Raw genomic sequence first — 13364 nt, 5'->3', positions numbered from 1 at the left:
ATTGCGGCTTATGCTTTCTCGATCTTGCTCAGTGTTGCTTTCTCTTCACTGATTTGAGTCTGTTCGGCTTTCAACAGTTCAACTTGCTCAATCAAGCCTAGTGCAGGGTTAAACCAACGCTCTGCTGATGTTTCAAATTCCATAGAATCCATGCCATCACATCTTAGGTTATAGGTGTTCTTTTCGGTCAGGTATGCCGCTTCAATAGATTGACCAGATACAGTGAAGGTTTTACGTGCACCTGTCTCAGTGATTTGTTGGCTCCACCAAGCTTTGCAATCTGCGTTATCTGGCAGCTGTTCTACCCATTCGTGATCTTCAAAATCATTCAAAAGGTTAGCTACTTGTTCACCATTCAGCGATAAATCAATTGAGATGGTGTTTACGCTAATATCAATGTTCGGATCTTTCTCCTTAACCGTCGAACCTTCCACGCGAAACACAGGGCTGCTATCCATAAGCATTGCGATAGAGATACGGTTAACAAGGTAGGCATCGGTGATTTCGTGTAGTGCGCCATCGGTGCCGGTAAAGTAGATCGACTTATCGTCTTCGCCGTTCTCTTCAACTTGCTCAGATAGGTAAAATTGAGTGATACCGTTGTTAACCAGATCGTGGATGATTTGAATCACAGGTGCCGATTGTGGAACGTTAGACAAAGCATCAATAAGCTCCTGACTGCTCATTGCCTCAAAGTCCATCGTCACTGTACCGATTTGCTGCTCATCAGAAGCAATGTCATAGCGCAATTTTGTACTTGATACTGGTGCAAAAGATGAGTTTGAAATCGGGTAATCAAAGCTGTTTTGTGGGCCTTTATTGCCGCTTGAAGAGCCAGAAGAAGAGCCGCCACCACAGCCGTAAAGTGCGATCGTAGCTGCTGCGATAAGCGTCATTTTTTTAAGCATGAGTTTACATTCCTAATTTTAGAAGGCTGATAAATCGAGCCGTTATTTGAATGTCGCCATGCTAAGTTTTGTGGCAGAAAAAGGGCAAAAAACAAAAGCTAACAGAGTTTAATGAAAGCTTAATTTTATATTTAGGTCTTTGTTTTATCTGGAGTAATTTCAGCGTCGATATTCGTGCAGTATTCTTCGATTAGCGCCTTCCAACGCATCACAATCTCTTTCTCTTTAATGCTGACACGCAGTTTCGTCCAAGGTTGTAAGCAGGTCTCTTTTGATTCTGGTTGTGACAAGCGACTGAATAATTCTTCAGAAGGCATGACGCGCAGCAGAGCCACCAAAGACTCCATGTAATTGAGACGGAATTGGTCGAGCTTATTCTGTTTGTAAGCGATATGAGAAACGAAGGTGTACACCAAGGCGTTTTGAATTCGTGAGTCGCCAGCTGGCGTCGTCAGTAACGTTTTGGCTTTATCGAGATTACCTAACTTGTAGTGCAAGATACCAAGCCACAAACTCAGTTCGTCAGGGAGAACATCAAATTCCGATTGAGCCTGAGTGAGGTATTCCTCTAGCTTGGTTTTATCTTGTTCGTACAACGCAAGATGACGAGCGATGGTGATAGCAGTGAACTCGTCCATGTGATCAATTGGTGAATTGGAAAACTGCTCGTCGAGCAACATCTTTTCGTGTATGTCTGTAAAGTGCCAAGTGCTTTTTGAAGGTTCTGGCAGATTAAAGTACTGAGCAATGTCGCTGTGCAAACGGAATAAGTCTGATTGTAGGTGGTCGATACGCAGGACGTACTGATTTCTAAACGCTAACTTTCCTGTCGCTGGGTAAATCAGGTTCATCTGCGCTTTTATCATGCCTTCTGTCGGACTGTCTTTGAGTTCGATATTGAGCTGATAATCACTGGTCTGCATGTTGCGTGCGCCGGGGAAATAAGGCGTCTCGTTGATTGGATCGAGAAAGTAGCTCGGAGCATCTTGGTTGGCAATATCAGTATAAGGGTATTCGACTTGCTGTTGGAGTAAGATGGCTTTCACCACGGTACGATACTCACGTGCAGCGGTGCCTATTGCATCGACACGATTTAGGAGAAGCTCGACTTTCGGGATCAGCAGTTGGTTACGCGTCTGCTGAGTGGAAATGCCTTGTTGTTGCCAGAGAGCCACACCCAGCCCAATACTGGTCAGCGCGAATAAAGCACATAAGCTATAAACAACCCTGAGTTTGCGTGAAGAGGGCGCTTTACCCTCATTGGCGAGTTTGGCTTTGCGCTTGCTCGACTTTGCTGGTGGCAATAGTTGAACGTTCGCTGGATTGAGGAAGTAGCCTTTACGCGGGTAGGTCACCAATAGCTTAGCGGCATCGTGCTCTGGTAAGTGCTCTTGTAGCAAGGCTCGAAGAGTACTGATTCGATTGGTAAGTACGTTCTTTGAGATAAACTTACTTTGCCAAATGGTCTCTATGATGGTTTCTGCAGACAGCGGGTGGCCAACACTGGTGAGCAACAGTTCTAATAACTCGATGCTACGCGGCTCAAGATCGATAACGATCGCTTGCTTGTGAAGCGTTTGAGTCTCTGGTTTGTAGATCAGCTCGCCAATAACAATCTGACTGTTGGTTTGTTTGGCTTGTTGCAGGAAGTCGCGCATACCATCATGAGTGATTAGGAAATGGCGAGATATTATATAGGCATTGGAGCGCAAAATCTTATAAATTGCGCTCCAATTATTGTAGACAGGTTATGAACCGTAGCTCACAGAATAGCGGTGTGGTTTGTGGTTCATAGCAAGCACTAGGTTTAGTGCGAATGCGCCAAGAATCGATAGGCCGATAACCCAAGGTGTGACGAAGAAGAAAGACGCAAATAAGATACAAGCATCAATCGCCATCTGAGATTTCCCTACAGAGATACCGAACTTATCTTGAATGAATAAGCACAATACGTTGAAGCCACCCAGGCTTGAGCGGTGACGAAATAGGATCAGCATACCCAAGCCCATAAGCAAGCCACCTGCCACTGCACAGTAAATCTCGTTAATCGACTCGAGTGAAATCAGTAAATACAGATTATCCGCAAAGATAGAAACCAAAGCGCCAGAAATTGCACTATTAATCGCAAAACGACGGCCAAAGCGTTTCCATGCGAGCAAGTAAAATGGACAGTTGGCTAAAAAGTAAAGCACACCAAACGTAAAAGGTGTAAATTGGCTAATAAGCAGAGCCAATCCTGTTGTGCCTCCGGTTAAGAGGTCTGCGGATTGGAGAAAGAAAACGCCTTGAGCTACCAAAAAGGTACCTGTAAGAATTGCCATCCAGTCTTCTTTTCTTGAGTGTTTTTCCATCTAATATGCAGTCGTTAATGATAAATAGGGCGTGCATAGTAGTAAAAAGATGATCTTTTCGGTAGCTAGAGGGTAAAATTTGCGGTAAACCTATGTAATTGTTGTTTTACAGGGTGTAAAGCACAAATTTGACAGTGAGCGAATCATGTTTAAACGATTGCAACATCGCCATGATAATCCTTACTTGTCATCATGAAAAAACTGCATGAGAAAAATTGTAAATTTCTCTTTATGACCTAGATCAAATTATGTAGAATGCGCGCCATTATGGTGACGAAAACGTTTGCGTTAGGTCATTCGTCGGTTTTTTTGCAACTTTCAGTACTAATCTGAGTCAGGAGATACAGATGCTTAAGCGTGATATGAACATCGCAGATTACGATGCGGAACTGTTCGCAGCTATCCAGGAAGAAACACTTCGCCAGGAAGAACACATTGAACTTATCGCTTCTGAAAACTACACAAGTCCACGTGTAATGGAAGCACAAGGTTCTCAGCTAACGAACAAATACGCTGAAGGCTACCCAGGCAAGCGTTACTACGGCGGTTGTGAGTACGTAGATAAAGCTGAAGCACTAGCAATTGATCGTGCATGCCAACTATTCGGCTGTGAGTACGCGAACGTACAGCCTCACTCAGGTTCTCAAGCAAACAGCGCAGTTTACATGGCGCTTCTAAACCCAGGCGACACAGTTCTAGGTATGAGCCTAGCGCACGGTGGTCACCTAACTCACGGTTCACCAGTAAACTTCTCTGGTAAGCACTACAACGTTATTCCTTACGGTATCGACGAAGCAGGCCAAATCAACTACGACGAGATGGAACAGCTAGCGCTTGAGCACAAGCCTAAGATGATCATCGGTGGTTTCTCTGCTTACTCACAAATCGTTGATTGGAAACGCATGCGTGAAATCGCAGACAAAGTTGACGCTTACCTATTCGTAGACATGGCACACGTTGCTGGTCTAATTGCAGCAGGCGAGTACCCAACACCAGTTCCACACGCTCATGTAGTAACAACGACTACACACAAAACGCTAGCGGGTCCTCGTGGCGGTCTTATCCTTTCTAACGAAGGTGAAGAGCTGTACAAGAAGCTGAACTCAGCAGTATTCCCTGGCGGTCAAGGTGGTCCTCTAATGCACGTTATCGCTGGTAAAGCAGTAGCGTTCAAAGAAGCGATGGAACCTGAATTCAAAGCTTACCAAGCTAACGTAGTGAAAAACGCGAAAGCAATGGTTGGTCAATTCCAAGAGCGTGGCTACAAGATCGTTTCTAACGGTACTGAGAACCACCTATTCCTAGTTGACCTAATCGACAAAGATATCACTGGTAAAGATGCAGATGCAGCACTAGGTGCAGCAAACATCACAGTAAACAAGAACTCTGTTCCAAACGACCCGCGCAGCCCATTCGTAACGTCTGGTATCCGTGTTGGTACGCCAGCAATTACTCGTCGCGGCTTCACTGAAGATGATGCGAAAGAGCTAGCAAACTGGATGTGTGACGTTCTAGATAACATCGGCAACGAAGAAGTTATCGAAGCGACAAAACAGAAAGTTCTAGAAATCTGTAAGCGTCTACCAGTATACGCATAACTTTTTTTGAAAATAACTCAGGCGAACTCGTTCTATTTCTGCGATTCGGTTTGATTATTTGATAGATGAAAGGCCCTCATTTGAGGGCCTTTTTGTTTTTCTAGCGTATGGATATATCAGCTTAGAGAGTGCGTTGAAATGAGACTCCTGATATCGCCTGGGCTCTTCGGAATGATGCGCTATTGGTTTGAGGAGATAGGCTCGTTATGAGAACGACAGTAGTTTAGATTCAGCAGAGACAAAAAAGGTTGGCACTGAGCCAACCTTTCTATTCAAAACAAGCGAGTGCTTATTTAATCTCGATACCTTGAGCCTGCATATCGGCATGGTAAGAAGAGCGAACAAATGGCCCACACGCTGCGTGAGTGAAGCCAAGTTCTAGTGCGATTTCTTTTAGCTCGTCAAACTCTGAAGGTGGAACGTAACGTTCTACTGGTAAGTGGTGACGGCTTGGTGCTAGGTACTGACCAAGAGTCAGCATAGTTACGCCATGTGCACGAAGGTCTTTCAGTACTTCGATAATCTCTTCTTTGGTTTCACCAAGACCCATCATTAGACCTGATTTCGTCGGTACATTTGGATGCTGCTCTTTGAATTTTTGCAGCAATTGTAGTGACCACTTGTAGTTCGCGCCTGGGCGAGCTTTACGGTACAGACGAGGTGCCGTTTCTAGGTTGTGGTTGAAGACATCTGGCGGATTGTCTTTCATTAGATCAAGTGCCACATCCATACGACCACGGAAGTCAGGAACCAGCGTTTCAATCTTGATGTGCGGGTTCAGTTCGCGGATTTCGCGGTTACAGTTAGCAAAGTGCTCTGCACCGCCATCACGTAAATCATCACGGTCAACTGAAGTGATTACAACGTACTTCAACTTCATGTCTGCGATGGTTTTCGCTAGTTTCTTCGGCTCTTCAGCTTCAACAGCAAGCGGACGACCATGGGCAACGTCACAGAATGGACAGCGGCGAGTACAGATCGCGCCTAGGATCATGAAAGTAGCCGTACCGTGGTTAAAACACTCAGCTAGGTTAGGGCAAGATGCTTCTTCACATACTGAGTGAAGGTTGTTCTTACGCATTGCTGATTTGATGTCTTGAATACGTTGGCTGTCTGCTGGTAGCTTGATTTTCATCCAATCAGGCTTACGTAGCACTTCTTTCTGCTCTGTAGGCATGTTCTTTACGGGAATCAATGCCATCTTGTCGGCGTCGCGGTATTTAACGCCTTTTTCCATCTGGATTGGTTTGCTCATGCTTTGTTACCTTGAGAAGGTGCTTCTGTGCTGAATTCTACTTGCTCGTAATCAAGCAAAGTAACGAGTTCTTGTATTAGTTGTTTTTCCACGGCTTCGATGTCTTCTGGCCCACCAACTTGGCTAACCTGAACCATTTCCATTCCTTCATAGCCACATGGGTTTATACGTAAAAACGGACCTAAGTCCATATTGACGTTCAACGCTAGGCCATGGAATGAGCATCCTTTTCGAATGCGAAGTCCGAGAGAACATATTTTTTTACCGTCGACATAAACGCCTGGGGCGTCAGGTCGCGCAGCAGAATCGATATTGTATGCCTTAAGAGTGTTAATAACGAGGTTCTCGATGTGCGTAACGAGATCTCGCACTCCTAATTTCTTGCGACGTAGGTTGATCAAGAAGTACGCGACTAGTTGACCTGGGCCATGATAAGTCACCTGACCACCACGATCGCTTTGAACAACAGGAATGTCACCCGTATTGATTAGGTGCTCGGCTTTACCTGCCTGACCTTGCGTGAATACTGGGTTGTGCTCTACCAACCAAACTTCATCAGGCGTGTCGTCTGTGCGTTGGTCAGTGAACTCATGCATCGCCTTCCATACAGGCTCATAATCTTGGCGTCCAAGTCGTTTCACAACAAGTTGGTGTTGCATGGGAATTCCTGTCGCTAATAAATAAAGTTTTTGGATTATAAACCGGATGAACCCGATGCTCTACAGCTGAGTAACAGATTTTTAACTGAAAGATATGTTGGTTTGCATTATCTATATGATAAATAAAAAGAAAGCAGCTGAAGCTGCTTTCAAAAAAAATTTAATTTATCAAAAAATTATAGAACCATGCGTACGATGTCGATTTCACCCAGTTCTTTGTAAAGGGTTTCAACCTGCTCGATAGACGTTGCAGTGATGTTGATAGACACCGAGTGGTAGTTGCCCTTAGCACTTGGTTTTACTGTTGGGCTGTAGTCACCTGGAGCATGGCGCTGGATAACTTCTAGAACTAGCTCTGGAAGCTCAGGCTTTGCATGACCCATTACCTTGTATGTAAATGAACAAGGGAACTCAAGCAGGTCTTTCAATTTTGCATCAGAGTTGATGGTTAGCATATCGGTAACTCCAGTTGGTATTCGTTGCGGTGCGAAATAGTACAGTCAAATTAGGGTGAACTCAAGATTAACAAAGCCGCCCTAGTTGGCGGCTTTGCAGACTTGTTTGTTGGTCAGAAGCGACTGTTAGAAGAAGCTCTTAAACAACAATACGATGTAGTCCCACATGCGGCTGAATAGGCTGCCTTGGTCTACTGTTTCCAGTGCCATTAGTGGGTACTCAGCAATATCTTCACCATCAATCTGATAGTATAGCTTACCAACTACATCACCTTTCTTAATTGGGGCTTCTAGCTCTTTTTCAAGTACGAAGCTTGCTTTTAGGTTCTTCGCTTCACCGCGAGGCAGCGTCACGTAAGTATCTTGGTCAAGACCCAGTGCTACTGTGTCTTTGTTACCCATCCATACTTTTTCTTCTACGAAGGTTTCACCCGCTTTGTGTGGTGCTACTGTTTCGAAGAAACGGAAACCGTAGCTCAGTAGCTTTTTGCTTTCTGATTTACGTGCGTTCGCATCTTTTGTACCCATTACAACAGCAACCAGACGCATCTGACCTTCTGTTGCAGAACTTACTAGGCTGTAACCTGCATTGCTCGTGTGACCCGTTTTGATACCGTCAACGTTCATGCTCTTATCCCACAGTAGACCGTTACGGTTGTACTGAGTGATGCCGTTGTAAGTGAACTTCTTATCTGAGTAGATACGGTACTCGTCTGGCACGTCACGGATAAGTGCTTTACCAAGTAGCGCCATATCGTAAGGCGTTGAGTATAGGTTCGGGTTGTCTAGACCGTGAACGTTCGCGAAGTGCGTGTTTTTCATGCCTAGTGTGTTTGCCCATGCGTTCATTAGATCAACGAATGCGTCTTCTGAGCCAGCAATGTGTTCTGCCATTGCTACACAAGCATCGTTACCTGATTGAATGATGATGCCGCGGTTTAGGTCGTGAACCTTAACCGTTGTGCCTACTTCGATGAACATTTTTGAAGAATCAGGGAAGTTTTTCGCCCAAGCATTCTTACTGATGGTCACATCATCGTCTTCTGAAATATTACCACGCGCTAGCTCTTGGCCAATTACGTAGCTGGTCATCATTTTTGTCAGACTAGCAGGAGACAATTTTGTGTTCATCTCTTTCTCAGCCAGAACTTTACCTGAGTTGTAATCCATAAGGACATAGCCTTTAGCTGCGATTTGAGGCGCATCTGGGACAACAACTGGTGAAGCAAAAGCAGATTGAGCGATGGTTGCAGATAGGGCAACCGAAGAAACGAGAATAGATTTCACAAACTTATTTTTATTCATGGTAATTCAAATTTTTTGGTTAACTGTCGACATCTTACCAGAATCCCCACTTATGTAAGAGGGGCTCTGCATAGAAAATCATGACACCAAGGTCATTTGCCAGTTTTGTGTTTTTTAATAAATGCGGACGAATAGCCGAGCAACTTTACTTTATCCAGAGTGGCTTGCGTCAGGGAATAGTCAGTATATGGACCCAACAACAAGCGATACGTATCTTTCGTTGATTCCAAGAAAGTTTCCGTATCCAGCTTTTGACCAAGCTCTTGGCCTAAAGTTCGCGCTCGATCTTCATATTTTGAAGAAGCAACTTGGATGACATATCTCGGGTGCGCAGCGAGTGACTTTTCATCGGTTGGTTTGTCTACCGTGATGACTTCAATCTCTACGTTCGCAGTACCGGTTTTTACGACATCTAGCTTATGTGCCGCGGCGTAGCTCAAATCAATGATGCGACCTTCGTGGAAAGGGCCACGGTCATTAACACGTACAACGGTTGATTTGCCATTGTCGGTATTAGTTACTTTCACGTAGCTTGGCAGTGGCAGCGTTTTGTGCGCCGCTGTCATCGAATACATGTCGTAGATTTCACCGTTCGATGTTAAGTGGCCTTGGAATTTCTTGCCGTACCATGAGGCACGGCCTTTTTCTGTAAAGCCTTTCGCATCACGAACGATTTTGTAATCCGAACCGCGTAGGTTGTAATCGCTGTTACCGCCTAAGCTGTACGGCTCATATTTAGGATGCGCATCCTCAATGTGCTCGACCGAAAGTGGTTTGTCAGGAGCCACGTCGGATTCAAGTTCATAACGGCCGTCTTGCTTTTTTTGGTCGGTAGAAGAACAGCCGGCCAAAATCACAGCAGAGAAGACTAAGGAATATAAAGCGCGTTTTTGCATGGTCTAGGTTGCCTTAGAGAATGCTTTTCGATGCGTATGGATCGACATTAGAATGCCAAAACCAGCCATCAGCGTCACCATTGAGGTACCACCATAGCTGATCAACGGTAAAGGTACGCCTACTACAGGTAGGATGCCACTCACCATGCCGATATTTACAAAAATATACACAAAGAAGCTGAGTACAATACTGCCTGCCATCATTCGACCAAACGCAGTTTGCGCTTGGCTAGCGAGGTAGAGACCTCGGCCAATAATAAATAGATAGATGGTTAGTAGGCAAAGAAATCCAATCATACCCCATTCTTCTGCAATTACTGCAAAGATAAAGTCAGTGTGTCGCTCTGGAAGGAATTCCAGTTGTGATTGAGTACCTTGCAGCCAACCTTTGCCTGAAATACCACCAGAGCCAATCGCGATTTTACTTTGGATAATGTGGTAACCCGCACCAAGCGGATCTGATTCTGGGTTAAACAGAGTACGTACGCGAACTTTTTGGTATTCGCGCATCAAGAAGAACCACAGAATAGGAATGAAACCACCGAGTGCGATTGCAGCGCCCGCAATGATCTTCCAGCTGATACCTGCCAAGAAAATAACGAAAATACCGGAAGCGGCAATCAGAATCGACGTACCTAAATCAGGCTGTTTTGCGATAAGAATGGTCGGTAAGCAGACCATAATTAGCGCGATGATGAGTGTTTTGAAGGTCGGCGGAAGTGGTTGGCGGCCGATGTAACGCGCGACCATTAATGGCACCGCGAGTTTGAGAAGTTCGGAAGGTTGGAATCGAACGAAGCCAAGGTTTAGCCAGCGCTGAGCACCTTTGGAGGCTTCCCCAAAGAACAGCACACCAAACAGCAGAACCACACCACCAACAAACATCAATGGGGCGAGGCTTTCATAGGTTCTGGGCGATATTTGCGCCAGAACGATCATCACAACCAAAGACAGCACCATACGCATCGCTTGGCGATCCATCATCGCCAAGCTTTGGCCACTTGCGCTGTACATAATAACTAGGCCAAAGCCCATCAATGCAAAGATGCCGAGCAATAACGGCAAGTCGATATGGAAGCGTTCAAACAGGGCGCGGTTTTTACCTGTAGAGGGATCCATTTTCATTACTGCGTTACCTCTTCTTTCGCGTTGTTTTGCTCTTCATCAGGTTCTATTTTTTCAGGGCCGATAATCACTCGGTCGAAGATCTTTCTCGCGACTGGCGCACCGTTACTAGAACCACCACCGGCGTTTTCTAGTACGACTGATACCACAACTTCAGGGTCTTCAAATGGGGCAAAGCCAGTGAACAAGGCGTGGTCGCGCAAGTGTTCTGCGACTTCATCGGCGTTGTACTCTTCGTCTTCGCCAAGGCCAAATACCTGAGCCGTACCAGACTTACCTGCGGTTTGGTAATCCATGTTGTAGAAAGAGCGACGAGCGGTGCCTTTCGTACCATGGTTTACTAAACGCATGCCTTCTTTCGCCATATTCCAGTACTTGTCTGGCACATTTTGAATCGGTGGGTAGGTGACGTATTCTGAATTTTCTTGCTCTTCGAAATCACCGCCGTTATCGATGGTGGCTTTCAATAAGTGAGGAGCGGTCACAGCACCTTCGTTGACCAGTACTGAGGTTGCTTTGGCAATCTGCATTGGCGTTGCAGTCCAGTAACCCTGACCGATACCAACCGGAATCGTGTCACCCTTGTACCAAGGCGTTTTATGACGAGCCATCTTCCACTCACGAGTCGGCATGTTGGCCTTACTTTCTTCGTAAATATCGATGCCCGTGTAGTCACCAAAACCAAACATCATCATCCAATTCGAGATGCGGTCGATACCCATGTCATAAGCCACTTGGTAGAAGAAGGTATCTACGGATTCTTCAATCGATTTAATGATATCAACTCGGCCATGGCCCCATCGTAACCAGTCACGGAATGGACGAGTGTCTGAATTTGGAATGCGCCAGTAACCTGGGTCATTACGTGTTGTTTTTGGTGTGATAACCCCTTCTTCCAGCGCTGCCACTGCCATAAATGGCTTGATAGTTGAGGCTGGTGGATAGATACCTAGCGTCGTTCGGTTTACCAACGGACGATTCTTATCGTTCAGTAGGGCGCGGTATGCTTTGCCAGAAATACCGTGAACGAAAGCGTTCGGGTCGTAACTTGGGCTCGACACCATCGCAAGTACGCCGTTGTCTCTTGGATCAAGTACGACAGCACTGCCACGTCGACCATCAAGCAGTTGGTGTACATAGAGCTGTAGGTTGATATCAAGGTTCAATACGATGTCTTTACCCGGGATCGGTGGTACGTACTTTAAGGTGCGGATCACGCGGCCACGACTGTTGACTTCAACTTCTTGATAGCCCGCCGTTCCGTGCAATAAATCCTCGTAGTACTTTTCAATACCTAGCTTACCGATGTCACGAGTCGCTTGGTAGTTGGCATCTTTCTCTTCACGGATCAGACGTTGCATATCGCGATCGTTAATGCGCGATACGTAGCCGATAACGTGGGTAAGAACTTCACTGAATGGATAATAGCGTTTCAGTGTTGCGCTGATTTCCACACCTGGGAATCGGTATTGATTTACCGAGAAGATAGCCACTTGGCTTTCATCTAATTGAGTCAGTAATGGTACCGATTTGAAGCGGCGAGTACGCTTGCGTTCACGATGGAAACGCTCGACCTGTTCTGGCGTGATCTCAAGGATGGTTTGTAGCTCTTTGATCGTACCGTCAATGTCTTTGATTTTTTCTGGAGTCAGTTCCAGGTTGAAGACAGGGCGGTTTTCAGCGAGCAAAATACCGTTGCGGTCATAGATAAGGCCACGGTTAGGTGCAATTGGCACCACTTTGATGCGGTTGTCGTTAGAACGGGTTTGGTAGTCTTGGAACTGGCTCACCTGAATGTTGTACATGTTGGCGATCAGCAAGCCCATCAAAATGACGATACCCAGAAAAGCAAAAATAGCGCGACTAGAAAATAGGCGCGCTTCTGCTTGGTAATCTCGAATTTGACTGCGGCGTTTACGAATCATTAACGCTTGTCTCTACAGCTTAGTAGCGATTATTCGCGGTGGTAAGGGTGGTTAGCAGTAATGCTCCACGCTCGGTATAAACTTTCCGCCATCACGATACGCACAAGTGGGTGCGGTAGCGTCAGGGCTGACAGTGACCAACTTTGGTCTGCTGCGGCTTTACATGCTGGAGCTAAACCTTCAGGGCCACCGATCAGAATCGATACGTCACGTCCATCGAGTTTCCACGCTTCCAATTGCTCTGCCAGTTGTGGGGTGTCCCACTTTTTGCCCGGGATATCTAGGGTGACGATACGTGCACCTTTCGGCACGGCTGCCAACATCGCTTCGCCTTCTTTTTGCAAGATACGCGCGATGTCTGCATTTTTGCCGCGTTTGCCCGCAGGGATTTCAACCAACTCGAGTGGCATATCGTGTGGGAAACGACGACGGTATTCTTGAAAACCTTCTTCGACCCATTTTGGCATTTTTGTGCCGACGGCAATTAGTTGAATTTTCAAACGATTAACCCCAGAGTTTTTCTAGTTGGTAAAGCTCGCGGTGCTCTTCTTGCATCACGTGAAGCATTGCGTCACCCATATCTAGGACAACCCATTCACCTTCATTTTCGCCTTCCATACCTAGCGGCTCTAGACCTGCTTTCTTCACTTCAGATGCGACGTGATCAGCGATAGATGAAACGTGACGCTTAGACGTACCAGTACAAATGATCATGTAATCTGTCACGCTTGATTTGCCTTCTACATCTAGAATAACAATCTCTTCCGCTTTCATGTCGTCGGCTTTATCGGCTAAAAAGTCTTTAAGTTCTTCGCGAAGCACTCGGTTTTCCTCGGTATTTTCTTTTCTGTCTGTGGGCGTTTTGAGTGATAGTTATCAAAACTGGT

At 45.8% G+C, this 13364-nt stretch carries 13 protein-coding genes; 1 reads left to right on the top strand and 12 read right to left on the bottom strand.

All coding sequences use genetic code 11. The annotated features are described in order from the left end of the window. Positions 1-8: 8 nt before the first annotated feature. The 3 genes from ACLIIY_RS11550 to ACLIIY_RS11540 all read right to left on the bottom strand — a co-directional run bounded on the left by ACLIIY_RS11550 (position 9) and on the right by ACLIIY_RS11540 (position 3259). Positions 9-908: a hypothetical protein gene (locus ACLIIY_RS11550; protein ID WP_434527632.1), complete on the bottom strand. Its 900-nt coding sequence runs from the start codon at positions 906-908 to the stop codon at positions 9-11. 131 nt (positions 909-1039) lie between these two features. Next, complete coding sequence (locus ACLIIY_RS11545; protein WP_434527631.1) at positions 1040-2566, bottom strand: winged helix-turn-helix domain-containing protein; 1527 nt, start codon at positions 2564-2566, stop codon at positions 1040-1042. A gap of 90 nt (positions 2567-2656) precedes the next feature. Beyond that, a complete protein-coding gene (locus tag ACLIIY_RS11540; RefSeq protein WP_009705643.1) occupies positions 2657-3259 on the bottom strand; it encodes a YitT family protein in 603 nt (200 codons plus the stop codon). Positions 3260-3606: 347 nt separating this feature from the next. Here ACLIIY_RS11540 and glyA point away from each other — a divergent pair, with 347 nt between their 5' ends. Next, positions 3607-4857, top strand: coding sequence for a serine hydroxymethyltransferase (glyA, locus tag ACLIIY_RS11535; protein WP_005440106.1), 1251 nt, complete (start codon positions 3607-3609; stop codon positions 4855-4857). A 289-nt stretch (positions 4858-5146) separates the two neighbouring features. Here glyA and lipA read toward each other — a convergent pair whose 3' ends face one another. The 9 genes from lipA to rsfS all read right to left on the bottom strand — a co-directional run bounded on the left by lipA (position 5147) and on the right by rsfS (position 13299). After that, positions 5147-6112, bottom strand: coding sequence for a lipoyl synthase (gene lipA, locus ACLIIY_RS11530; protein ID WP_009705644.1), 966 nt, complete (start codon positions 6110-6112; stop codon positions 5147-5149). Then, complete coding sequence (lipB, locus tag ACLIIY_RS11525) at positions 6109-6771, bottom strand: lipoyl(octanoyl) transferase LipB (protein ID WP_005438575.1); 663 nt, start codon at positions 6769-6771, stop codon at positions 6109-6111. Before lipB ends, lipA begins: the two co-directional genes overlap by 4 nt. A 176-nt stretch (positions 6772-6947) precedes the next feature. Next, positions 6948-7226 (bottom strand): DUF493 family protein YbeD, encoded by a 279-nt coding sequence (gene ybeD, locus ACLIIY_RS11520; protein WP_005384135.1) that lies wholly within the window; start codon positions 7224-7226, stop codon positions 6948-6950. Positions 7227-7352: 126 nt separating this feature from the next. After that, the gene (locus tag ACLIIY_RS11515; RefSeq protein ID WP_005438576.1) at positions 7353-8531 is read right to left on the bottom strand and encodes a serine hydrolase; all 1179 of its coding nucleotides are present in this window, start codon (positions 8529-8531) and stop codon (positions 7353-7355) included. Positions 8532-8623: 92 nt separating this feature from the next. Continuing rightward, on the bottom strand, positions 8624-9427 hold the full coding sequence (locus tag ACLIIY_RS11510) for a septal ring lytic transglycosylase RlpA family protein (RefSeq protein WP_009705646.1): 804 nt from the start codon (positions 9425-9427) through the stop codon (positions 8624-8626). A 3-nt stretch (positions 9428-9430) separates the two neighbouring features. Next, positions 9431-10552, bottom strand: coding sequence for a rod shape-determining protein RodA (rodA, locus tag ACLIIY_RS11505; RefSeq protein ID WP_434527630.1), 1122 nt, complete (start codon positions 10550-10552; stop codon positions 9431-9433). Further along, positions 10552-12477: a penicillin-binding protein 2 gene (gene mrdA / locus ACLIIY_RS11500; protein WP_434527629.1), complete on the bottom strand. Its 1926-nt coding sequence runs from the start codon at positions 12475-12477 to the stop codon at positions 10552-10554. Before mrdA ends, rodA begins: the two co-directional genes overlap by 1 nt. A 29-nt stretch (positions 12478-12506) precedes the next feature. Further along, on the bottom strand, positions 12507-12977 hold the full coding sequence (rlmH, locus tag ACLIIY_RS11495; protein WP_005447517.1) for a 23S rRNA (pseudouridine(1915)-N(3))-methyltransferase RlmH: 471 nt from the start codon (positions 12975-12977) through the stop codon (positions 12507-12509). A 4-nt stretch (positions 12978-12981) separates the two neighbouring features. Beyond that, entirely contained in the window at positions 12982-13299 is a 318-nt protein-coding gene (gene rsfS / locus ACLIIY_RS11490; protein ID WP_005425840.1) for a ribosome silencing factor, read from the bottom strand. Positions 13300-13364: the final 65 nt, after the last annotated feature.

It is taken from the genome of Vibrio sp. K4 (assembly GCF_051122595.1).
In the GTDB taxonomy this organism is placed as follows: Bacteria; Pseudomonadota; Gammaproteobacteria; order Enterobacterales; family Vibrionaceae; genus Vibrio; species Vibrio owensii.
This window is presented reverse-complemented; position numbering and strand designations above follow the sequence as displayed.